The organism is Halolamina sp. C58 (assembly GCF_051195095.1).
Classification (GTDB): domain Archaea; phylum Halobacteriota; class Halobacteria; order Halobacteriales; family Haloferacaceae; genus Halolamina.
The window spans coordinates 216675-235440 of sequence record NZ_JBNTJY010000001.1 but is presented as its reverse complement, the minus strand read 5'-3'; the positions used below and the strand labels follow the sequence as shown (position 1 = coordinate 235440).

The following is an 18766-nucleotide window of genomic DNA, read 5'->3' as shown; positions in this document are numbered from 1 at the left end:
TTATCTGTACTTCCGGAAGCCCATGCTGCGGGCGATCTCTCGGAAACACTGCCGGCAGACGAAGACGCCGTACTTGCTCACCAGCCCCTCGGTGCGCTCGCAGCGTCGGCACTGCCGCTCCTGCGTGCTGCCCTGGGTGGCGTGCTCGCCGGTCTCTTCGTTGCCGGTGTGTTCGCCGTCTAGTTCACTCATTCGTCGATCTCCACGTCGAACTCGGTCTCGAGGAACGCGATGGCGTCCTCGGCGGTCATGCGGTGCTTCTCGGGGATCGACCGGGTACCCTGGTCGCGCTTGGCGACGCGGTAGCCCGGTCGGACCAGCGTGACGGTCACGTCGAGCCCGTAGATCCCCGTGTTGGGGTCGTACTCCTGACTCGGGAACGCGGTGTGCTCGTCGACGCCGAAGCTGACGTTGCCGGCCTCGTCGAACTGGGAGGCGCTGATGTCCGCCAGCGGGAGCGCCGTCTCGAGGAACTCGCGGGCGTCCTCGTTCCGCATGGTGACCTTCGCGCCGATCGGGTCGCCCTCGCGGATGTCGAACGCCTGCACCGTGCGCTTCGCCGAGGTTCGGACCGACTGCTGGCCCGTGATCTCCTCGACGATCTCCTCGGCGTTCCCGAGGTCGCGCCCGCCCTGGCCGACGCCCATGTGGACGACGACCTTCTCGATGGACGGTTCGCGCATCGGGTGGAACTCCGATTCAGCTTCACTCATCGTCATCACCCACGAAGTTCTCGTCGATGGTGACGACGTACTCCTCGACGGTCTCGAAGGAGCCGTCGTCGGTGGAGACGGTCACGCTGTTGCGGCCGGAGCCGGGGGTGACGAGGATGTCGTCGACCTCGCCGATCTCGCCGGCGTGCTGGCCGTCGACGGCGGTGACGAGCGCGCCCTCGCCGTACTCGAAGTGTGCGACGATCTCCTTGTCCTCGTTGTCGATCACCAGCGAGTCGCCCGCGCTGTACTCGTCGGCGTCCTCCACGTGGAGGGTGGTGCCGTCGTGCAGCGAGAGCTGGAACGCGCCGCCGCTGACCTGGCGCTTGTCGGTGATCTTCCCGAGTCGGGAGGCCGCGCTCTCCTCGTCGATCGGGGTGAGCGCGAGGCGGCCGCCCTCGCCGGGGAACACGCGGAAGTACTCCTCGCGGGCCGGGAACGCCAGGATGTCGAACATCCCGATCGGCCGGGCCTCGTCGGCGACTTCGTCGCCGTTGACGAGCACCGCGTCGTTGTTCAGCGCGTAGCGAGCCTCCTTGCGGGAGTCCACGTAGCCGAGCACGTCCCGGAGCACGATGAGCAGGGGAACCCCGTCCTCACCGTGGGGGCCGGCGTCGGCCTTGACCGTGAACGTCTCCTCCTTCCGTTCGACCGGCCAGGAGTTCGGTACCGAGAGTCGCTTCTGATGGTTCGTCATTCGTTGTCCTCCTCGAGACGCTCCTGCCGGATCTCGTCGTCGAGATCCAGTTCGGTCACGCGGACGTTCGAGGCGTCGAGCGGCCGGGGAACCTCCTCCCCGTCCGTCTTCTCTACGGTGACCTCCTCGACGTGGATGACCTCGTTCCGGAGGTCGACCTCCAGAACTTCGCCCTCCTCGCCGGCGTGGTCGCCGCGGAGCACCTCGACGGTGTCGCCCGCGTTGACGCGGACGTTCCGCTGGCCGTACTCCTCGCGGAGGTCGGCCGTCAGCGTGGCCCGAACCTGCTTCTGCTTCTCGTGCAGGGCGGCGTCTCGCTTCTGGTTTCGTTGTTTGCGTGGCTGTCGTGTCATGCTTAGACGATCATCGTCGCCGTGCTGGCGATGGTGCCGAACCGCTCTGCGACCTCACGCGCGACGGGCCCCTTGATCTCCGTGCCGCGGGGCTCCTCGTTCTCGTCGATGATGACGGCGGCGTTGTCCTCGAACTTGAGGCGCTCGCCGTTCGGTCGCCGGATCGGCTTTCGCTGGCGAACGACCACCGCTTCGAGCACCTGGCGGCGCATTTCGGGCGTGCCCTTGGTGACCGAGACGGTGATCTTGTCGCCGATGCCGGCTTTCGGGTGACGGTTCTTCGTCCCCGAGTAGCCGGTGATGCTGATGACCTTGAGCTCGCGGGCGCCGGTGTTGTCGGCGCACGTGATCTTCGAGCCCTTCTCCAGACCTTGCGTGACGTCGGCTTTCAGCGCCTCCATCATTCACCCCCGTCGTCGAGAACGTCGACGACGACGTGCGATTTGGTCTTCGAGAGCGGTCGTGTCTCTGCGATGCGAACCGTGTCACCTTCCTCCGTGTCCACACACGGCGGCAGGTGTGCCGGGACGCGGGACCGACGCTTCATGTACCGGTCGTACTTCGGCACACGAACGTCGTACTCCCGCTCCACGACGACGGTCTTGTCCATGTCGGTGGAGGCGACTTCACCCTCGAGCGTCTGCCCGCGCACGGAGAGGTCCCCGTGGAACGGACAGTTCTCGTCGGAGCAGGTCTCCTCCGGTTGTTCTACGTTTAGTCCGATTGCCATGTCGAATCACCCCCGCGCTCGGTTCGCGCGGTGGGTCGTGAGAGCAGTCGCTCGCCATCCACCGTTACGTAGACCGTATCCTGGCACTCGTCCGTTCGGGGGGAGTCCTCCCCGTCGAACCGACTCGCCCCCCGACCCTGACTCCGGGGCGGGGCGGACGGGCCAGACTTGCCGGGGCGGACCCCGGCAGTTTCCGTCCCGAGTTGGGATACGGACCCGGACGCCTCGGCGGCGCCCGCGGCTTCATCTGCGGCGGGAGCGACGCTGGCTCTCGCAGCGTCCTCCGCGTTCGTGATAGCGAACTCGAAGCAGCTCCCCGCCTTGGGGACCTGCCGCACCCGACGCCCGTCGTCGACGTGGAACGTCTTCATCGTCTCGACCACGACGCGGCCGCTGATCCCGACGAGGTCGGGGTTGGCGGCGTCGGCTACCCGGACGGGCAGCCCGTTCAGCTCGTGTCGTGTGAGGGTGTCGGGTGTGAGTGCCATCGTGCGTTACTCCTGGATGTCGGCTGCGTCGACGTCGTCGCCTTCCTCGTTCTGGATCGTCTTGATCCGGGCGATCGTCCGACGAAGCTCGCCGACGCGGCCGGGGTTCTCCGGCGCGCCACCCGCCGCCTGGACGGCGCGAGCGTTCAGGAGCTCGGTCTCGAGCTCCTCCAGCTCGGCCGCCCGCTCGGCGGGCGTCATGTCTCTGATCTCTTCAGTGTAGAGAATCGCCATGTATTACTCCTCCGTTTCCTCGTCGGATTCGGCCTCCTCCTCCATCTCGGAGACGAGGTCTTCGGCCTCCTCCTCGACGTCTTCGTCGAGCGCTTCTTCCTCGTCGAGCTCCTCCTCGTCGGCCGTCTCGACGGCCTCCTCGGACGCGGTCTCGACGTCGTCCTCCTCGACGCTCTCGGTCTCCTCGGCGGCCTCGACGACCTCCTCGACGACCTCCTCGTCGATGACCTCCTCGGGGTCCTCGTCGGGGAGCTCGGGCTCCTCGTGCTGGGGCGCCTCGGGGATCTCCTCCTCCTCGACGTCGGCGAGGAGCTCCTCGACGCCCTCGCCGGTCTCGGCCTGCTCGACCTCCGGCGGCTCCGAGGTCTCGGTGATCTCGAAGTCGTCGGGGAGCTCCGCGTCCGGTCCGATGACCTTGACGTTGACCCCGATGGTGCCGAGCTTCATCACGGCGACGCCCTGGCCCTCGTCGACGACCGACTGGGCGGGCTCGCCGTTGTGCTTGATGTAGCCGCGGTTGAACTTCTCCACGCGCGAGCGGGCGCCGGTGACCTTCCCCGACAGGACGATCTCCGCGCCCAGCGCGCCGGCCTCCATCATGCGGTCGATGGTGGTGTGGCCCGCCTTGCGGAAGTACCAGCCACGCTCGAGCGCGTTGGCCAGTCGATCCGCGACGATCTGTGCGTTGAGGTCGGGTTCGTCGACCTCCTGCACGTCGATCTGCGGGTCCTCCATGTCGAAGCGGTCCTCGAGCTCGGTGGTGATCTTCCGGATGTTCTTCCCACCCTTGCCGATCACCATGCCGGGCTTCTCGGCCTTGAGGACGATCTGGGTCCCCATCGGCGTCTTCGCGATGTCCATGCCGCCGTAGCCGGCGCGGCTGAGCTCGTCCGCGAAGAACTCGTCGATCTGGCTGCGCTGGAGCCCGTTCTCGATGAACTGCTGTTCGTCGGCCATTAGTTATCCTCCTCCTCGGTCTCGAGGATGATCTCCACGTCGACCTCGACAGTGTTCCAGGGGTCGGCGGTCCCCATCGCACGGGGGTTCCGGCCGACCTGCTCGCCGACCTTGTGGGCCGCGACGTGGGAGATGGTCATCTCCTCGCCGTCGAACCCCTGGTGGTCGGCGTTGTTCTTGGCGTTCTCCAGCAGCTTGAGGAAGTCCTCGCTGGCCTTCTCCGGGAAGCGGCCGGCGTCCCAGCCGTCGATGTCGGACCGGTGCCCGACGCCGCTGTTGTGCTGCTTGAACGGCACCGAGCGCTCGCCCTCGATCACCGCGTCGAGGTACTCCTCGGCCTCGGCGACCGTCTTGCCTTTGATGGCCTTCGAGATGGCCTTGCTGTGCTTCAGGCTGATCTGACGCTCCCGCAGCATGGCTTTCGCCGTGGTCTCCGGGTCGGCGTCGACGCTGTAGCTGATTCCCATATGTTACTTGAGTGGCACGAACTTCGAGGACCGGGTCGCGCCGATGCCGGCCTGACCGTGCTCGACGGTGGATCGGGTGAGGTGGAACTCACCGAGGTAGTGGCCGATCATCTCCGGCTCGACCTTCACGCGGTCGAAGCTGTGGCCGTTGTACACCTCGAAGGTGAGGCCGACGAACTCGGGCAGGATCGGCATGTCCCGGAGGTGTGTCCGGATCGGGTCGTTCGCCGTCTCCTCCTCGGTCGCCTCCCGGGCCTCCTCGACCAGCTTGCGGTGGTCGATGCCGAGTCCCCGGTCGATGGTTCGCCGCACGCGGGCGGGTAGCAGTTCCACGACCTCGTCGAGATCCATCTCTTCGAGGTCCTCGAGCGTGTGACCGCGGTAGGTGAACTCCCCTTCGCGGCCGGTTCGGTATTCCGAGCTCATGGTTTACTCTCCCCCCTTGCCACCGCTGCGGCCGGTGCGCTTGGAGGCGATGTCGCCCACCTTCCGTCCCGGCGGGGCGTCCCGCGAGACGGACTTGGGCTGACCGGGGTGCTGGCGGCCGCCGCCACCGAACGGGTGGTCGACGGCGTTCATCGCGACCCCGCGGACACGCGGGTATTTGGTCCCGCGGGCCTTCATTTTGTGGTGCTTGTTGCCGGCTTTGACGAACGGCTTCTCCGTCCGCCCACCGCCGGCGACGACGCCGATGGTGGCGCGACAGGCCGGCGGGAGCCGCCGGACCTCGCCGCTGGGCAGCTGGACGACCGCGACGTCGCGGTCGTGGCTCATCAGCTGGGCCGAGACGCCGGAGGCACGGGCGAACTTCCCGCCGTCGCCCACCTGACTCTCGACGTTACAGATCGGAATCCCCTCCGGGATCTCCGCGAGCGGCAGCGTGTTGCCGGGCTTGATCTCGGCGGAGACACCCACCTGCAGGGTGTCCCCGACGGCGATACCTTCGGGAGCGAGCACGAGCCGGCGGTCGCCGTCCTCGAACTCGACGTCCGCCAGCGGCGCGCTGCGGGCGGGGTCGTGTTCGATGTCGACGACTTCGCCGGAGATCGTGTCCTGCTCCTCGCTTTTCTTGTGTTCGAGGTCAGCTTTGTAGCGGTGGGAAGGCGCCCGGAACGTGGGCGTCCCGCGGCCACGCCGCTGCCCCTGAATTCGTCGTCCCATGTGTCAGAACACCCCGATTCGCGAGGCGATCTCCTGTGCGTCGTCCTCCTCGGAGAGGCGGACGATCGCCTTCTTCTTGCCCTGCGGCGTGACCATCGTGTTCAGCGAGTCGACGGTCACGTCGTAGCTGGACTCGATCTCCGCCTCGATGGTGGGCTTGTCCGCGTCGACGTTGACGATGAACTGGAGCGTGTTGTCGAAGTCCATCTGGTCCATCGCCTTCTCGGTGACCAGCGGGTGTTCGATGACGCCCGTCATCGGTCGGCCACCTCCTCGACGGCGCTCTCGGTCCAGAGCGTGAGTCGGCCGGCGTGGGTGCCGGGCGCGAGGTCCTCGGTGTTCACGTCCTCGGCCGTCGCCACGTCGACGCCGGCGAGGTTCCGTGCCGCACGCGAGGGCTCCTCACTGGTGACGACGAGCACCGATTTGGGCTCGTCGTACTTCCGGCCACGGGCCTTCCCCTGGCCGGCGCGGACGCCCCGACCCTCGTCGGCGCGTGCCACGTCGTCGTGGATGCCCAGCGCCTCGAAGGCCTCGACGGCCTCCTTGGTCTTGTTGAGCTCCTCGAACTCGTCGCTCACGACGAGCGGGAGTTCGAGGTCGTCGTCGAAGGCGTGACCGCGCTCGGTCACGAGCTCGGCGTCGGCCGTGGCGGCGATGGCCGAGCGAGTCGCGAGCTTGCGCTCCTTGTCGTTGACCTTCTTGCCCTGGTCCTTCTCGGCTTTCGGCGGGTGTGCCGCGCGGCCACCGACGGCCTGCGGGACACGCCGCGCGCGTCCGTTCTCCTGAGGTACGTGCGCCATGCCGCGGCCCGACCCCATCGACTCGGCGGGGGTTCGGAGCCCGGCGTACTCGTCGGCGCCGTACGCCTGCTTTCGGTTGGCCTGGGCGGCCTGCACGGCGCCTTTGATGAGGTCCGGGCGGAACGTCGTCTCGAACACCGCCGGGAGCTCGACCTCGTCGCCGTCCGAGCCGTCCAGGTTTCGGATAGTTGCTTGCATTGTGTGTTACCCTTGGTTGGAGGCCGTGGAGACGTAGCGCACCTCGGGATCGAGGCGCGGCTGGTCGTTCGGCCGGATCGCGGGGCGGAAGCGCAGGAGGCGCTGATCGGGGCCCGGCAGCGAGCCCTTCACGAGCGCGTACTGCCCGTCGACCTCGCCGTAGTTGACGAAGCCGCCGTCGACGGAGGCGTCGTCGCCCTCGCCGAAGTCGATCAGGCGCTTGTTGAGCTCCGTCCGCTGGTGGTAGCCGGTCTGGCCCTGCTGGGGAACCGTCGAGCGAACGCGGCTCGGGTTCCACGGGCCGAGGTTACCGATGCGGCGCCGCCAGCCCTGACGGGCGTGCTTGCCCTTCCGCTTCTGGACGCCCCAGCGCTTGACGGGACCCTGCGTCCCTTTGCCCTTGGTGATCCCCGAGGCGTCGAGGTACTCGCCCGCTCGGAAGACGTCGCCGAACTCGTGTTCGCCGCCGTCCTCGACCAGGTCGAGCGCGAACTCGGCGCGCTCCTGCAGGGAGCCGCCGCCGACTCGCGTCTCCATCACGTCGGGTTCCTTCTTGGGGACGTTCTGCAGCGTCGCGGGAGTGGTGTGGGTGATGACCCGGAGGTCGTCGACCGCACCCTCCTCGACGAGCGTCCGCAGCTCGTCGGCGTCGCCCTCGAAGTCGTTCTCCGCCGGCAGGTCGAGCGCGCGATCGAGCTCGTCGTGGAACTCGGTCGCCCAAACCTCGGTTGCCGGCTTCGATCCGTACGCCGTGTCCTCGTAGGCTCGCACGGCGATCGCGTGCATCGGCGGGGTCTCGACAACGGTAACGGGGACGGACTCCTCCATCCCGTTCCGCGGCGAGTCCTCCTCGTCGTTGACCATCACGACGTGGGTCATGCCGGCCTTGTAGCCAGCGAACCCCTGCAGCGCAGGGGAACCCTCGTCGTCCGGCCACGAGCGGATACGCGGCACTTCCGACGCCGCACGCGTTCGCGGGCCGAAGCCCAGCGAGCCTTTTCGTGGTCTGCTTGGTTGTGGCATGTTCGTTTTCCTCCGCGCTCAGTCCCTGAGCGCGAGCGGGGCGAGCGTGGCGAACACCGCTTCCTCGGTGCGCACCACCTCGCTGCCCTGGTCCGGAACCGTATTTAGCCAGAGGTCGAACCCGGGTGAGTCGGGTTCGACGGGGAGATCGTCGGGGGACACCCCCAAGATCTCCGGAAGCCCGCGGCCCGGCGAGCCGAAGACGACGGTGGCGCCGTCCCGGTAGCGCGGGGCGATCTCGGCCAGTCGCGAACGGGTGAGTTCGTCCCCGTGGCGCGACGTGCCGATGCGAACGCCCGCGTCCTCGCGGGCGAGGGCTTCCTGGATGTCCCCGCAGGCGTCGACGCTGAACCCGGGTGGGTCCTCGTCGACGAGCCGTGCGCGGACGGGTTCTCGCGAAGAGACCCTGACTGTGACGCGCTCCCCCTCCTCGACCGCCATCGACGACGGAACGAGCAGGGAGATCGGGTGTTGCAGTCCGCAATTGACCCGGACGCGGTCGTCAGGTCCGACCTCGGTCACGATTCCTTCTCTCGACTCCGGGGTTTCACCCTCGGAGCCGGTCCGTGGGGAGACACGCATGGGGGGGAGGACGCCTGCGTAGCGCAGTTCGTCGCGTTCGTCCCAGACCTCCCGACGGAGGTAGGGGGGTGTGGCCGCGTAGGCCAACACCGTGCGCACGAACTCCCCACTCCAGCGGCCCTCGGCTTCCCGGTCGGGGAAGACGAGGATTCGATCGATCCGGTAGATGGCCGCGGCGCGAGCCACGTACCCGAGCTTCCGGGTCGCCTCGCGCTTGTCCTCGGCCTCCCGGACGAGCGACGACGGAACGACGAGTGTGATGCCGTCCGTCATGTGCCTCGCCACTGGACTGTACCTTCACTTCCGAACGACACCGTAAAAGGGTAGCGACTCAGCGCGGGGGCTGTGACGCCGTCACACGGCTGCAGACGCCCGTTGGCGGCTTTCTTTCGTTCGTGACTGTGTGTCGTGGATGTCGTTCACGGACGACGCGCTACCCCGCCGCCGGCCGTCGATTGGAAGCGTTTCGGAAGCCTTAAGAAGAAAACCGCACTTGGTGGGAATGCGAAGGAACGCGCTGGTAGTGTAGTGGTATCACGTGACCTTGCCATGGTCACAACCTGGGTTCAAATCCCAGCCAGCGCATGATTTTCCGCGCCGCCAACTCGCTAGGGGCGAGTCTCGTCTCGACCCGAAGGCGGCGCGTGTCTGGGCGTCGCTGGATTTGAACCCTGCAAGTCGCAGCAGCCGAGCGCAGCGAGGCTGATCGTCTTGCTCTGGTTCAAATCCCAGCCAGCGCACTTCTATCGACGCCAACTGTTCGAGCGACGAGCGTAGCGAGTCGCGAGTCGGCGTCGACGAATTTCCGAGAGACGATTCCCTTTCGACCCACTGCCGTCCGGTATCTTGCCGTAGAACTCCCCTCTCGTTCAACGTTGGCACTCTCGATGCGAGAATCACCGGAACCATTATGGCTATTAAAGGGTTGTTACGAGGTAACGAGTGAATTCTGACAACCGCGCAAGCAGGGCTCTGATCGCGCTCGGTTGTCTGTTAGGAGCGATTGTCGTCGGCGAGCTAATCTGGATTACACTTTCGGACCGGTTCACACTGATAAACGCCACGTACGCGGTCGGACTCCTGACGACCCTCCCGGGAATCGTCGGGCTCGTCGCGGGTGGCGTGTTCCTGTCACGGTCGTCGCTCTCCGCCGACCAGCAGTTCCGGGTTCTGAAGTGGGCTCTCGCCGGAGGCGTCGGATTCCTGCTGGTGAACGCCGTGCTGATACTCACGATGCCGCCGGGGAACGATCTGATCACCGTCGGGTGGGCGCGGTGGGCGCTCAGCATCGGCGTCGGGGGCGGCTTCCTGATCGGCTACTACGAGGCGCGAGCGGTCCAGCGCGCCGTGAAAGCCGAGCGCGCGTCCATCCAAGCGAGGGAGTCCGAGGAGCGCCGGGAGATGCTCGACTACCTCAACTCCCTGCTCCGGCACGAGGTGCTGAACACCGCCGCCGTCATCAGCGGCTACGCCGACCTGCTCAAACAGCGGTCCGACGAGGACGACCCCGCCTACGAGTACCTCGACATCATCGAGCGACAGGCGACCGAACTCACCGGGACGACGAAGGACGTGCGGCTGCTGCTCCAGTCGATCGAGGAGGGAACCGACCTCGGTCCTGTGGATCTCACCGACGTACTGGAGGAAGAGCTCGACAAGCTGGAGGACCGCTACGGCTACGTCGAGACCGAGGCGGCGCTCCCCGATCAGGTGTACGTCCGCGCCGACGACCTCCTCAAACGCGTGTTCTCGAACCTGCTCAACAACGCGGTCGAACACAACGAGAGCGGCCACCCCTACGTGACCGTCTCCGTCTCACCATCACCGGAGACCGTCGAGGTCCGCGTCGCGGACAACGGCTCGGGCATCCCCGAGGCCGAGCGCGACCTGCTGTTCGAGACGACGACCGGGAAGACGGACCACGGGATCGGTCTCACCATCGTCGGTCGGCTGATCGACCGATACGGCGGGGACGTCGAACTCACCGAGACCGGCCCGGAGGGCACCGTGTTCACCGTGACGCTCCCGCGAGCGGAGACGGAGCCCGAGTCCACCCGACGGGAGTCGACGGCGACCGTGTCGTCCCCGCAGTAGCCCGCAGCCACGTCGGAGCGCCGTTGCTACCCGGATCCCCCCGTCAGACCTCGCGGGTATCACCGTTCCCGGGAGAACTGCCCTCCTCACCCTCGACCGTCTCGTCGACCGTTCGCTCAAGCGTCGCGTCGGTCTCGACCCGGACGACGCCCGGGAGCGAGCAGAGCTCGTCGACGCCCGCTTCGGGCAGGCGAACGAGCCAGCAGTCGAACTCCAGTGCCTCGACCACCTCGCCGTCGGCGTCCGTGACGGTGTCCCGGAGCCGGGACGGTTCGGCGTCGGCGGCGAGTTCGACGACCAGCGCCGCCGACGCGTCCCCGGGATCGTCCCGCATCCGCCGAACCGGGTGTGAGAGGTACACGGTCGACCGTGGCGGCGCGGTCGGGCAAAAACGTTCGGCCGAGGCCGGAACGTTCAAGCCGGCGACAGCCCCAGTCGGGGTGTGACTGTGTGTACCACGAGCAGGGGGCGGTCGCCGTGACCATCTCGATCGCGGCCCGCGATCCCGAGTCCGAGCAGGTCGGCGTCGCCGTCGCGTCGGCGTTCCCCGCGGTCGGGGCTGTCTGCCCGTGGGTGAGCGCCGACGGCGCCGTCGTCACCCAGTCGTGGGACGCCGGCGCCGACTACGGCGAGGCGCTGCTCGCCCTGCTCGACCGCGGGATCTCGCTCCCGACCGCGGCGGAGGCGTTCGTTGCCGGCCGGGCAGGGTCGGTCGGCCTCCAGCTCCACGGGATCGACGCCGACGGCAACACGTACGCCCACACCGGCGAGAAATGCGTCGAACACGCCGACCACTACGTCGGCGAGGAGTACACGGTCGGCGGGGATCTGCTCGCGAGCGCCGAGGTGATCGACGCCGTCGCCGCCGCGTTCGAGCGTTCGACCGGACGGTTCACCGACCGACTACTGACGGCGCTCGAGGCCAGCGAGTCCGCCGGCGGCGACAAGCGCGGCGACAACCTCAGCGCCGCGGTGCTGGTGTACGGCGACCCGCACAAGCTCTACCACAACCTCAGAGTCGACACCCCCGGCCAGCCGATCGCGGACCTGCGCGAGGCGTACGAGTCCGCGTTGGAGACCGAACGCGGGATGGACGACGAGGAGATGCAGAAGTTCTGGGGCGACGCCGTCCCCGAGACGATCCGCGAGTACCCGATCCGCTACTGACTACAGCACCAGCGCTTCCCGGAGCGCTTCGCTCCCCTGCGCCTCGTGGATCCGGCGCTGTCGCTGGCTCCCGCTCTCACGGTCGAGCAGTCCGGTCAGCGCGTCGTTGCCGATCCGGTCGCAGGTGCGCTCGATCGCCGCCGCGAGATCGATCGTCGATTCCCCGTCGCGGTCGACGAACGTCGCGTCGTGGCCGTGCCGTGTCGCGCGCCACTTGTTCTCGTCCAGCAGCTCCCGGCGCAGCCCGGCCCCGAGGGAGTCGCGCTTCCCGTCCTCGTAGCGCTCCGCGAGGTCGATCACCATCGCGTGGATCCCCTCGACGAACGCGTCGACGACCGCGGGGTCGACCTGCCCGTCCGGCGTCCGGATCTCGACGGTGCCGTGGCCGGTGTGGGGGCGCACGTCGAACCAGAGCTCGCCGCGGTCCTCGACGGCGCCCTGCTCGACCATCCGGCGCTCGTAGCGCTCGAACGCGTCGTAGTCCTCGAACGCGGTCGGCATTCCGGTGTTGGGGAGGTTCTCGAAGACCTTCGCCCGCGCCGAGGCCAGCCCCGTGTCGAACCCGTTCCAGAACGGCGAGTTGGCCGACAGCGCCAGCAGCGGCGGCATCTCCCACCGGAGCTCGTTCGCGATCCAGACCGCCTTGTCGGGGTCGTCGACGCCGACGTGGACGTGCAGCCCCGCGGTCGTGTTGCGGTGCTGTGGGTACTGGATCCGTTCGAGCTGGGACCGGTAACGCGGCTTCTCGGCGTGGTCGAGCTCGCGCCAGCGAGCCTCGGGGTGGAGCCCCGCGGCGGCGATCTGATAGCCGTGGTTCTCGGCGTGCTCGACCAGCGCCTCCCGCACCGCGAGCAGGTGGTCCTCGGCTTCGCTCACGTCCTCGATCAGCGGCGTCTGGGTCTCGATCGTGAACTTGAACAGCTCGTGGTCCAGCTTCCCCGCGAGCGGCGCCGGCGGCTCGTCGTCGCCGTACACCAGTTCGTCGATGCCCGAGACGGGCAGCCCATCGTCGTTGACGACGTAGAACTCCTCCTCGACCCCGAGGGTTCCCATCCGGTCGAAGCTCTCCCGGGAGCCCAGTTCCTCCATTTGCACCACAGTGAGGGCCCCCAACTAAATAGGGTGCCGGCTCCGGAACGGTCGGCGTGTCGGTCCCCGGCGACCGTTACCGCTTCCGGGCGACGATTCCGAGGTGGTCGTCGTGGTAGCGGTCCAGTCGCGTCGTTTCGAGCAGTTCGTACTCCTTCCCCAGCGTTGCCCGCACGTCCTCGAACACCGCGTCCGGCTCCGCGACCACGTCCTCGCTGCGGGCCTTGATCGCCGCCAGCAGCAGGCCGTCGTCGGCGAGGAACCCCGCGTTGCGGTTCGCGACCTCGGCCTGCCCGCGGGTCGCCACGTCCTGCACGATGCAGTCGAGCCCGGACTCCACGACGCCGGCGTACTCCCGCGGCTTCCGGGCGTCGGCGAGCAGCGGGAACAGGTTCGGGCGGCTCTCGGCCACGTCGACGAGATCCCGGACTGGCCGCGGCGCGAACTCCACCGCGTACGTCGGCCCCGCGAAGTCGGCGACGTGGCTGACGGTCGTCCCCGAGGCCGCGCCGAGGTACAGCACCGACTCGCCGCCCGAGAGGTGGGTGTCCATCCCGAGTTCGAGCATCGCGCCGAGCTTCGAACGGCCGGCGTCCCACACCCGCCGGCCGTCGACGGTCGGCTCGCCGTACACCGGCTCGCCCTCGGTCGTCAAGCGTTCCTCGCCGGCAACGGTCCGGCGCTCGACGCCCGCGGGGAGCTCACTCATCGGCCACCTCCTCGTCCGCCGCACGCGCGCGGATCGTCTCCATTCGCTCGCGGAGGTCCTCGTGGACGCTCTCCCGGCGGTCGCCGCTGTAGTGATCGATCCGGGCGGCGATCGAGAGCTTCCCCGCGAGGGCGCGGGCCGCCGAGCCGCGGTCCTCGGGGCGCGTGCCGCGGACGAACTCGTGGGTGAAGATCACGCCGTGTTTGGGCGAGGGGGCGTGCCCGCGGAGGTGGGCGAACAGCGCGTCCTCCGCGCCGAGCACCTGCACGGTGCCGGAGGGTTTCTTCGCGAGCGACTCCAGCCCGCCCGCGAGCGAGATCAGCCGCGCGGCGAGCACGGGGCCGGCCATCTCCGCGAGGTTCGGCGCTACCTCGGGCGCGCGGCGTTCGAGGAACGTTCGCAGATCGTCGCGCTCCTCGCGCAGGTCGACGACGCGCTCGGCCAGCGAGATCGCCCGCTCCTCGGTGGCGTCCGCGGGGTCGCGCTGGGCGACGACGGCGGCGAAGTCCAGCCCCGTGGCCTCTTCCTCCACGTCGAGCAGCGCGCCGGCCCACTCCTCCAGCCGTTCGGCGAGCTCGTTCGCGGTGCGCTCGGCGTCGTCCATGGCCCGCAGCGCGTGGATCAACTGTTGGTCGTCCGCGCGTTCGGCCGCGCGTGCGGCCTCGCGAGCGGCGTCGACGGTCGCCTCGTGGAGCCGGTCGTAGTACTCGCCCTCGTCGGCGGCGAACCCGGCGTCGACGGCCAGCGCGGGCCAGTCGCGGGGCTCGTCGGCCTCGCTCTCGCGGATCGCCGCCGCCGCGGCCTCGGAGTCGCCGGGGTCGACGCCGGCGAACCATCCTGCATTCGAGGAACTCAGATCGTTCATACCCCGATAATGAATGTGGGCCCGTATATGTATTCTCGAACGGCGAGAGTCGTCGACTGGCCTATCAGGAGAACTGCTGTTCCAGAACCTGAATCGCCATATCCGGATCGAACAACCCGGAACCGAAGAAGATCGAGAGCGGAAGCTGGTACCCGTCGTCGTCGTATTTTTCCCGCCATTGCTCTGCTAACTGCTTGAAGTCGGCGGCACGCACGAGTCGAATATCTCGACCGACCTGCATCTCGAGTTGTTCTGCCTGAGTCTCGGCGTTCTCACTGAACTCTGGAGCAATGATGAGGAACCACTCCACATGATGTTGCTCAGCTTTGGTGTCGATGTAGCTCTTGATCTTGCTCCGTGCGGTGCTACTAAGTTTGAACTCCCGGGCTCGACGCTTGTTGTCCCACAGTAGCCACTTACCGTCCTGTTCGATCTCCCCGTCGGCGACGACCCCACTCGCCTGTTGGCCGAGTAGATTCGTACCGTCGAGGTTGAACACTTCGCTGAATATCTCGGCCGTCGCGTCCTCGAAGAGGACATCAAGTTTATCGCTCGGATCGTCTGCGTCGACGAGATCCTGTAGCTGAGGGGGGACCTGTTGTACCGTCCCGTCTGCGATATCCTCGTACGCACTCAGATACAGTTCTACCGCCGGGTCGTCGTCCTCGACTGATTTCTGAGACTGCTCGAAGTATTCGATGATAGCCGAGATCATCTGGTCGGTCTTCCGTTTGTGCGCGTCGAGCCCGTACCGATCGACGATTTCTTTGAGTTCGTCTTTCGTGAGGGCGTATCTGAGGAGTTCGCTTGGAAACACACCCCCTTTGACGATACTCTCGCGCCGTCTGTCGTTTCGCCCTCCAGTCTTGGACTCGATTCCGTACTGGTCACGAACATCGACAAGCACCGACTGCCTGTCGAACGGTTCGAGTGTCTCCAGCATCCGGAGGTAGTTCTCTTCGGACATCTCGTAGTAGAGCCAGTCCCGGATGTAATCGACGTACTCCTCGGGAATTCCGACGAGTTCGTTCGTCTTGTCGGTGTTCACTTCGTAGACAATCGCCTGTTCCTGAAGCGACCAGAGCCCCTTTTCGATCGTATCGTGAGCGTGTTGAGGGCTGTCGGAACGCCGGACTTTCGGGAACCGGTCGATCGCTGAGAGACGCTTGAAGAAGTCCAGCCAAGTGTAGTACTCGCGTTTATGCTCCCGGGAGCGATTGCGAAGTTCGAAATAACTGTACACCATATGAAGCTCCGAATCGTCGACATCGTTCTTGTAATCGACGGCAGCCTCGGCGAGATGGAGCAGGTCGTCGGGATCCTGGAAGTCCTCCTCGGAGTACTCGTCTAGTATATCGAGTTGCCACGTCTGAACGTTCTCGAGAAGCCCATCCTTTGGCATACTGTAGTCGGGCTGCTGAATCAGTTGACGGAGAATCCCGTAGCGGATGACGAGTGCCTGATAGGGAGAGTCATTGAGAGCGTTCAATCGCGGCGGAGTAAAGTCATTCAACTCTGTCTCGAGCCGTTCTTCGTCGGCGAGCGCGGGAACGTAGGTTTCGAGGTATTTCTCACGGTCGCTGAAACCGTCGTGTTTGAACGATTCTGGGTCGAACGAGTCGGTTTTCGATTTTGTGTCGTCCTTTATGAATCGCTTCCGTTCATGGCTGTTCCAGTTCTGGTCGACGAGCTCACGTAATTCCATATTGACACCGATTAACAAGGTATCAACTTCAATATATCCCCCTCTGTGTTTTACCTATCCTCCCAGAGCGTATTTAGGCCCGGCCCACCCTCCTTCCGCCAATGACGCCGTTCCAGTCGATGCTGTTCGTGAGCACACTCGTGGGGCTGGCCACGGGTCTGGGCGCGATCCCGACGCTGTTCGGCGCCCGCGTGAGCCACCGCACGTACGACGCCGCGCTCGGACTGGCGGGCGGCATCATGGTCGCGGCGTCGGTGTTCGGCCTCATCATCCCCGGGAGCGAGACGGGCGCGCTCTGGGAGGTGATGCTCGGCGTGTTCGTCGGCGGGTTCGGCCTGCTCGCGGGCAACCGCGTGATCCCGCACCTCCACACGGAGTACCACCGCCGGCGGGGCCACGGCGGGGGCGAGATCGACGACGGGAGCGACGTTGAGGGCGGCGGAAACGACGGCGAGAGCGACGGCGGACTACTCGACGACCGACTCCGCCGCGCCGCGCTGGTCGGCGGCGCGATCACGCTCCACAACGCGCCCGAGGGGCTGGCGATGGGGATCGCCTACGCCTCCGGGCTGGAGGAGGTGGCGCTCGTGCTCGCGGTCGTGATCGCGCTCCAGAACGTCCCGGACGGGTTCGCGTTCGCGATCCCGGTCGCCCAGTCGGGCGTCTCGACGCCGAAGGTGTTCCTCTACACCACGCTCTCGGGGACGGTCCCGCAGGTGATCGGCTCGGTGTTCGGCTTCGCGCTCGTCGGGATCGCACAGGGGATCTTCCCCGTCGCCGCCGGCTTCGCCGCGGGCGCGATGCTCGCGGTCGTCCTCCGGGAGATGGTCCCCTCCAGCCACGGCCACGGCTACGCCGACGCCGCGACGGCGGCGTTCCTCGTCGGCTTCGTGCTGCTCGTCGTCGTCGACGCCGCAGTCGCCGCCTGATCGCAGTCAGCGCCCCATCGTGTGGAACTCCGAGTTGGGTCGCATGTCCGCGAACATCGCCATCCGGTTGCTGAGGTTGAAGAAGGCGGTCACGGCGGCGATGTCCCACATCGCCTCGGGGCTGTACCCCACCTCGGCCAGCCGTTCGAGGTCGGCCTCGGTCACGCGGTCGGGGTGTTCGGTGAGCTTCACCGCCACGTCGAGCATCGCCATCCGCTTCTCGCTCACGTCCGCCTGTCGGTAGTTCGCGACTAGCTGGTCGGCGAGCTCGGGGTTCCCCGAGTAGATCCGGGTCAGCGCGCCGTGGGCGACGTTGCAGTAGTAGCAGTGGTTCCGGCCGGAGACCGCGACGACGATCATCTCCACCTCCTCGCGGTCGAGCGCGGTGTCGTCCACGAGCGCGTCGTGATACTCGAAGAAGGCCCGGAAGTGGCTCGGCTTGTAGGCAAAGGCCGAGAACACGTTCGGCGTGAAGCCGGCCTCCTCGGTCTCCTCGGCGATGCGGTCCTGCAGATCCTCGGGGAGCTCCTCGAACTCGGGCACCTCGAAACGGGTCATCGCGTCGTCGTCGAGTGTTGGGTCGGCCATCGCCGGTCGTTGGGCGGGCGAGCACTTCAACCCGCCCGGAGCCGGGAGCACGAGAAACCGTTAAGCGCCGTTACCGCATCTGAACCGCATGAACGCTGTCACGGCGGCGCTGGACGTGCTGCCGCCGATGCTCGCGCTTCTCGTGGTCGTCGCGAGCAGCCTCGTCGCTGCCCTCGTCGTCGAGCGTGTCGTGATCCGGCTCCTGCGGCGGCTCGGTCGCTCGACGGAGAACGCCCTGGACGACATCGTGTTCGAGGAGTTACGGCTCCCGCTCGTCGTTTCGGCGGCGCTGGCGGGCGTGTTCCTGCTGACGGGCGACGGCGGCGTGCTCGACGCATTAGCCGTCGACGCCGCGACCCGAAACGCCCTGTTCAGCCGCCCGGCGCTCTCGGTGCTGGTGGTGGTCTGGGCGTGGGCGCTGAACGCCATCGTCAACCGCGCCGTCGAGAGCGTCCAAGACGCCGGCCCGCGGTTCGACTTCGCGCCGGTGTTCTCGAACGTCTGGACGCTGATCGTCGTTATCGCCGGGGCCGGGGCAGTGCTCTCGATCTGGCGTATCGACGTGACGCCGCTGCTCGCCGGGGCAGGCATCGTGGGCATCACGATCGGCTTCGCGGCGAAGGACACCGTCGCGAACTTCTTCGGCGGAATCGCGCTGTACTTCGACGACACGTACAAGATCGGCGACTTCGTCGTGCTGGACTCCGGCGAGAGGGGGACGGTCGTCAAGGTGGGCGTCCGTTCGACGACGCTCCAGACCCGCGACGAGGTGCTCGTCACGGTACCCAACGCCGTGCTCAACGCCGCGAAGATCGTCAACGAGTCCGCGCCCGGGAGCCGCAAGCGCATCCGCGTCCCGATCGGCGTGGCGTACGGCACCGACATCGACGCCTTCGAGGCGGCCGTCGTCGACGTCGCCGAGGCGGAGTCGCTGGTGCTCGACTCACCCAAGCCGCGGATGCGCTTCCGGGCCTTCGGCGACTCCGCGCTGGAGTACGAACTGCTCTGCTGGGTCCGCAGCCCCGTCCGCGGGTCGAAGGCGACCCACCGACTCAACCGCGGCATCTACGCTCGGCTGACCGAGCTCGACATCGAGATCCCGTTCCGGAAGCTCGATGTGACCCTCGTCGACGGTGGCGCCGACGCCGCGGGCAACCGTTCGCTGAGCGACGACTGAGCCACGGGACTTTCCCGCCGCCGGTCCGACAGGGCGA

The 18766-nt window shown here is 67.1% G+C and carries 26 protein-coding genes and 1 tRNA gene; 5 read left to right on the top strand and 22 right to left on the bottom strand.

Annotated features, from left to right (window positions below):
• Genes ACQUSM_RS01275 through ACQUSM_RS01200 form a run of 16 tightly spaced genes read right to left on the bottom strand, consistent with a single transcriptional unit; the run spans position 1 to position 8679 of the window.
• Positions 1 to 192, bottom strand: coding sequence for a 30S ribosomal protein S14 (locus ACQUSM_RS01275; protein WP_049980745.1), 192 nt, complete (start codon positions 190 to 192; stop codon positions 1 to 3).
• Entirely contained in the window at positions 189 to 713 is a 525-nt protein-coding gene (locus tag ACQUSM_RS01270) for a 50S ribosomal protein L5 (protein WP_435115074.1), read from the bottom strand. The genes ACQUSM_RS01275 and ACQUSM_RS01270 overlap by 4 nt, the downstream gene beginning before the upstream one ends.
• Positions 706 to 1410 (bottom strand): 30S ribosomal protein S4e, encoded by a 705-nt coding sequence (locus ACQUSM_RS01265; RefSeq protein ID WP_435115073.1) that lies wholly within the window; start codon positions 1408 to 1410, stop codon positions 706 to 708. Before ACQUSM_RS01265 ends, ACQUSM_RS01270 begins: the two co-directional genes overlap by 8 nt.
• Positions 1407 to 1763, bottom strand: a complete 357-nt coding sequence (gene rplX, locus ACQUSM_RS01260; protein WP_435115072.1) for a 50S ribosomal protein L24 — start codon at positions 1761 to 1763, stop codon at positions 1407 to 1409. The genes ACQUSM_RS01265 and rplX overlap by 4 nt, the downstream gene beginning before the upstream one ends.
• Before the next feature lie 2 nt (positions 1764 to 1765).
• Positions 1766 to 2164 (bottom strand): 50S ribosomal protein L14, encoded by a 399-nt coding sequence (locus tag ACQUSM_RS01255; RefSeq protein ID WP_435118256.1) that lies wholly within the window; start codon positions 2162 to 2164, stop codon positions 1766 to 1768.
• Complete coding sequence (locus ACQUSM_RS01250; protein WP_053948476.1) at positions 2164 to 2493, bottom strand: 30S ribosomal protein S17; 330 nt, start codon at positions 2491 to 2493, stop codon at positions 2164 to 2166. Before ACQUSM_RS01250 ends, ACQUSM_RS01255 begins: the two co-directional genes overlap by 1 nt.
• Positions 2478 to 2981, bottom strand: a complete 504-nt coding sequence (locus tag ACQUSM_RS01245; RefSeq protein WP_435115070.1) for a ribonuclease P protein component 1 — start codon at positions 2979 to 2981, stop codon at positions 2478 to 2480. Before ACQUSM_RS01245 ends, ACQUSM_RS01250 begins: the two co-directional genes overlap by 16 nt.
• Positions 2982 to 2987: 6 nt before the next feature.
• Positions 2988 to 3215, bottom strand: coding sequence for a 50S ribosomal protein L29 (gene rpmC, locus ACQUSM_RS01240; protein WP_435115069.1), 228 nt, complete (start codon positions 3213 to 3215; stop codon positions 2988 to 2990).
• A gap of 3 nt (positions 3216 to 3218) precedes the next feature.
• Entirely contained in the window at positions 3219 to 4172 is a 954-nt protein-coding gene (locus ACQUSM_RS01235; RefSeq protein WP_435115068.1) for a 30S ribosomal protein S3, read from the bottom strand.
• A complete protein-coding gene (locus ACQUSM_RS01230; protein WP_435115067.1) occupies positions 4172 to 4639 on the bottom strand; it encodes a 50S ribosomal protein L22 in 468 nt (155 codons plus the stop codon). Before ACQUSM_RS01230 ends, ACQUSM_RS01235 begins: the two co-directional genes overlap by 1 nt.
• A 3-nt stretch (positions 4640 to 4642) precedes the next feature.
• On the bottom strand, positions 4643 to 5065 hold the full coding sequence (locus ACQUSM_RS01225; RefSeq protein WP_435115066.1) for a 30S ribosomal protein S19: 423 nt from the start codon (positions 5063 to 5065) through the stop codon (positions 4643 to 4645).
• A gap of 3 nt (positions 5066 to 5068) precedes the next feature.
• Positions 5069 to 5800 carry a 50S ribosomal protein L2 gene (locus ACQUSM_RS01220; RefSeq protein ID WP_435115065.1) on the bottom strand — a complete coding sequence of 244 codons (732 nt, stop codon included), beginning with the start codon at positions 5798 to 5800 and terminating at the stop codon, positions 5069 to 5071.
• Between the two features lie 3 nt (positions 5801 to 5803).
• Positions 5804 to 6058, bottom strand: a complete 255-nt coding sequence (locus tag ACQUSM_RS01215; protein ID WP_435115064.1) for a 50S ribosomal protein L23 — start codon at positions 6056 to 6058, stop codon at positions 5804 to 5806.
• Positions 6055 to 6801 (bottom strand): 50S ribosomal protein L4, encoded by a 747-nt coding sequence (rpl4p, locus tag ACQUSM_RS01210; protein WP_435115063.1) that lies wholly within the window; start codon positions 6799 to 6801, stop codon positions 6055 to 6057. The genes ACQUSM_RS01215 and rpl4p overlap by 4 nt, the downstream gene beginning before the upstream one ends.
• A 6-nt stretch (positions 6802 to 6807) precedes the next feature.
• Complete coding sequence (locus tag ACQUSM_RS01205) at positions 6808 to 7824, bottom strand: 50S ribosomal protein L3 (RefSeq protein ID WP_435115062.1); 1017 nt, start codon at positions 7822 to 7824, stop codon at positions 6808 to 6810.
• Between the two features lie 18 nt (positions 7825 to 7842).
• Positions 7843 to 8679, bottom strand: a complete 837-nt coding sequence (locus tag ACQUSM_RS01200) for a putative RNA uridine N3 methyltransferase (RefSeq protein WP_435115061.1) — start codon at positions 8677 to 8679, stop codon at positions 7843 to 7845.
• Between the two features lie 241 nt (positions 8680 to 8920).
• Between ACQUSM_RS01200 and ACQUSM_RS01195 the strand changes: the two genes are divergently transcribed.
• Together ACQUSM_RS01195 and ACQUSM_RS01190 are read left to right on the top strand one after the other, a co-directional pair.
• Positions 8921 to 8991: transfer RNA gene (locus ACQUSM_RS01195), tRNA-Gly, on the top strand.
• 537 nt (positions 8992 to 9528) lie between these two features.
• Positions 9529 to 10500: a sensor histidine kinase gene (locus ACQUSM_RS01190; protein ID WP_435115060.1), complete on the top strand. Its 972-nt coding sequence runs from the start codon at positions 9529 to 9531 to the stop codon at positions 10498 to 10500.
• A 43-nt stretch (positions 10501 to 10543) separates the two neighbouring features.
• Here the strand turns inward: ACQUSM_RS01190 and ACQUSM_RS01185 are convergent, their stop codons facing one another.
• Positions 10544 to 10861, bottom strand: coding sequence for a hypothetical protein (locus ACQUSM_RS01185; RefSeq protein WP_435115059.1), 318 nt, complete (start codon positions 10859 to 10861; stop codon positions 10544 to 10546).
• An 89-nt stretch (positions 10862 to 10950) separates the two neighbouring features.
• Between ACQUSM_RS01185 and ACQUSM_RS01180 the strand changes: the two genes are divergently transcribed.
• Positions 10951 to 11667 (top strand): DUF1028 domain-containing protein, encoded by a 717-nt coding sequence (locus ACQUSM_RS01180; RefSeq protein WP_435115058.1) that lies wholly within the window; start codon positions 10951 to 10953, stop codon positions 11665 to 11667.
• Here ACQUSM_RS01180 and ACQUSM_RS01175 read toward each other — a convergent pair whose 3' ends face one another.
• The 4 genes from ACQUSM_RS01175 to ACQUSM_RS01160 form a co-directional block, all read right to left on the bottom strand.
• Positions 11668 to 12756, bottom strand: coding sequence for a glutamate--cysteine ligase (locus ACQUSM_RS01175; protein WP_435115057.1), 1089 nt, complete (start codon positions 12754 to 12756; stop codon positions 11668 to 11670). It lies immediately after the preceding gene.
• A 76-nt stretch (positions 12757 to 12832) separates the two neighbouring features.
• Positions 12833 to 13465 (bottom strand): fibrillarin-like rRNA/tRNA 2'-O-methyltransferase, encoded by a 633-nt coding sequence (locus tag ACQUSM_RS01170; protein ID WP_435115056.1) that lies wholly within the window; start codon positions 13463 to 13465, stop codon positions 12833 to 12835.
• The gene (locus tag ACQUSM_RS01165) at positions 13458 to 14330 is read right to left on the bottom strand and encodes an NOP5/NOP56 family protein (protein ID WP_435115055.1); all 873 of its coding nucleotides are present in this window, start codon (positions 14328 to 14330) and stop codon (positions 13458 to 13460) included. Before ACQUSM_RS01165 ends, ACQUSM_RS01170 begins: the two co-directional genes overlap by 8 nt.
• Positions 14331 to 14394: 64 nt before the next feature.
• Positions 14395 to 16035: a hypothetical protein gene (locus ACQUSM_RS01160; RefSeq protein WP_435115054.1), complete on the bottom strand. Its 1641-nt coding sequence runs from the start codon at positions 16033 to 16035 to the stop codon at positions 14395 to 14397.
• Between the two features lie 101 nt (positions 16036 to 16136).
• Here ACQUSM_RS01160 and ACQUSM_RS01155 point away from each other — a divergent pair, with 101 nt between their 5' ends.
• A complete protein-coding gene (locus ACQUSM_RS01155) occupies positions 16137 to 16964 on the top strand; it encodes a ZIP family metal transporter (RefSeq protein ID WP_435115053.1) in 828 nt (275 codons plus the stop codon).
• A gap of 6 nt (positions 16965 to 16970) precedes the next feature.
• Here ACQUSM_RS01155 and ACQUSM_RS01150 read toward each other — a convergent pair whose 3' ends face one another.
• Positions 16971 to 17552 carry a peroxidase-related enzyme gene (locus tag ACQUSM_RS01150; protein ID WP_435115052.1) on the bottom strand — a complete coding sequence of 194 codons (582 nt, stop codon included), beginning with the start codon at positions 17550 to 17552 and terminating at the stop codon, positions 16971 to 16973.
• An 88-nt stretch (positions 17553 to 17640) separates the two neighbouring features.
• Between ACQUSM_RS01150 and ACQUSM_RS01145 the strand changes: the two genes are divergently transcribed.
• The gene (locus tag ACQUSM_RS01145) at positions 17641 to 18729 is read left to right on the top strand and encodes a mechanosensitive ion channel family protein (protein ID WP_435115051.1); all 1089 of its coding nucleotides are present in this window, start codon (positions 17641 to 17643) and stop codon (positions 18727 to 18729) included.
• The last annotated feature ends 37 nt before the right edge of the window (positions 18730 to 18766 follow it).

Excerpts from the sequence above, each read along its gene's own strand:
- rpmC (WP_435115069.1), bottom strand. The coding sequence starts at position 3,215 with ATGGCGATTCTCTACACTGAAGAGATCAGAGACATGACGCCCGCCGAG.
- ACQUSM_RS01265 (WP_435115073.1), bottom strand. The coding sequence starts at position 1,410 with ATGACGAACCATCAGAAGCGACTCTCGGTACCGAACTCCTGGCCGGTC.
- ACQUSM_RS01175 (WP_435115057.1), bottom strand. The coding sequence starts at position 12,756 with ATGGAGGAACTGGGCTCCCGGGAGAGCTTCGACCGGATGGGAACCCTC.
- rpl4p (WP_435115063.1), bottom strand. The coding sequence starts at position 6,801 with ATGCAAGCAACTATCCGAAACCTGGACGGCTCGGACGGCGACGAGGTC.
- ACQUSM_RS01155 (WP_435115053.1), top strand. The coding sequence starts at position 16,137 with ATGACGCCGTTCCAGTCGATGCTGTTCGTGAGCACACTCGTGGGGCTG.
- ACQUSM_RS01165 (WP_435115055.1), bottom strand. The coding sequence starts at position 14,330 with ATGAACGATCTGAGTTCCTCGAATGCAGGATGGTTCGCCGGCGTCGAC.
- ACQUSM_RS01205 (WP_435115062.1), bottom strand. The coding sequence starts at position 7,824 with ATGCCACAACCAAGCAGACCACGAAAAGGCTCGCTGGGCTTCGGCCCG.
- ACQUSM_RS01215 (WP_435115064.1), bottom strand. The coding sequence starts at position 6,058 with ATGACGGGCGTCATCGAACACCCGCTGGTCACCGAGAAGGCGATGGAC.
- ACQUSM_RS01230 (WP_435115067.1), bottom strand. The coding sequence starts at position 4,639 with ATGGGAATCAGCTACAGCGTCGACGCCGACCCGGAGACCACGGCGAAA.
- ACQUSM_RS01225 (WP_435115066.1), bottom strand. The coding sequence starts at position 5,065 with ATGAGCTCGGAATACCGAACCGGCCGCGAAGGGGAGTTCACCTACCGC.
- ACQUSM_RS01200 (WP_435115061.1), bottom strand. The coding sequence starts at position 8,679 with ATGACGGACGGCATCACACTCGTCGTTCCGTCGTCGCTCGTCCGGGAG.
- ACQUSM_RS01170 (WP_435115056.1), bottom strand. The coding sequence starts at position 13,465 with ATGAGTGAGCTCCCCGCGGGCGTCGAGCGCCGGACCGTTGCCGGCGAG.
- ACQUSM_RS01145 (WP_435115051.1), top strand. The coding sequence starts at position 17,641 with ATGAACGCTGTCACGGCGGCGCTGGACGTGCTGCCGCCGATGCTCGCG.
- ACQUSM_RS01270 (WP_435115074.1), bottom strand. The coding sequence starts at position 713 with ATGAGTGAAGCTGAATCGGAGTTCCACCCGATGCGCGAACCGTCCATC.
- ACQUSM_RS01275 (WP_049980745.1), bottom strand. The coding sequence starts at position 192 with ATGAGTGAACTAGACGGCGAACACACCGGCAACGAAGAGACCGGCGAG.
- ACQUSM_RS01255 (WP_435118256.1), bottom strand. The coding sequence starts at position 2,164 with ATGGAGGCGCTGAAAGCCGACGTCACGCAAGGTCTGGAGAAGGGCTCG.
- rplX (WP_435115072.1), bottom strand. The coding sequence starts at position 1,763 with ATGACACGACAGCCACGCAAACAACGAAACCAGAAGCGAGACGCCGCC.
- ACQUSM_RS01235 (WP_435115068.1), bottom strand. The coding sequence starts at position 4,172 with ATGGCCGACGAACAGCAGTTCATCGAGAACGGGCTCCAGCGCAGCCAG.
- ACQUSM_RS01220 (WP_435115065.1), bottom strand. The coding sequence starts at position 5,800 with ATGGGACGACGAATTCAGGGGCAGCGGCGTGGCCGCGGGACGCCCACG.
- ACQUSM_RS01160 (WP_435115054.1), bottom strand. The coding sequence starts at position 16,035 with ATGGAATTACGTGAGCTCGTCGACCAGAACTGGAACAGCCATGAACGG.
- ACQUSM_RS01245 (WP_435115070.1), bottom strand. The coding sequence starts at position 2,981 with ATGGCACTCACACCCGACACCCTCACACGACACGAGCTGAACGGGCTG.
- ACQUSM_RS01150 (WP_435115052.1), bottom strand. The coding sequence starts at position 17,552 with ATGGCCGACCCAACACTCGACGACGACGCGATGACCCGTTTCGAGGTG.
- ACQUSM_RS01250 (WP_053948476.1), bottom strand. The coding sequence starts at position 2,493 with ATGGCAATCGGACTAAACGTAGAACAACCGGAGGAGACCTGCTCCGAC.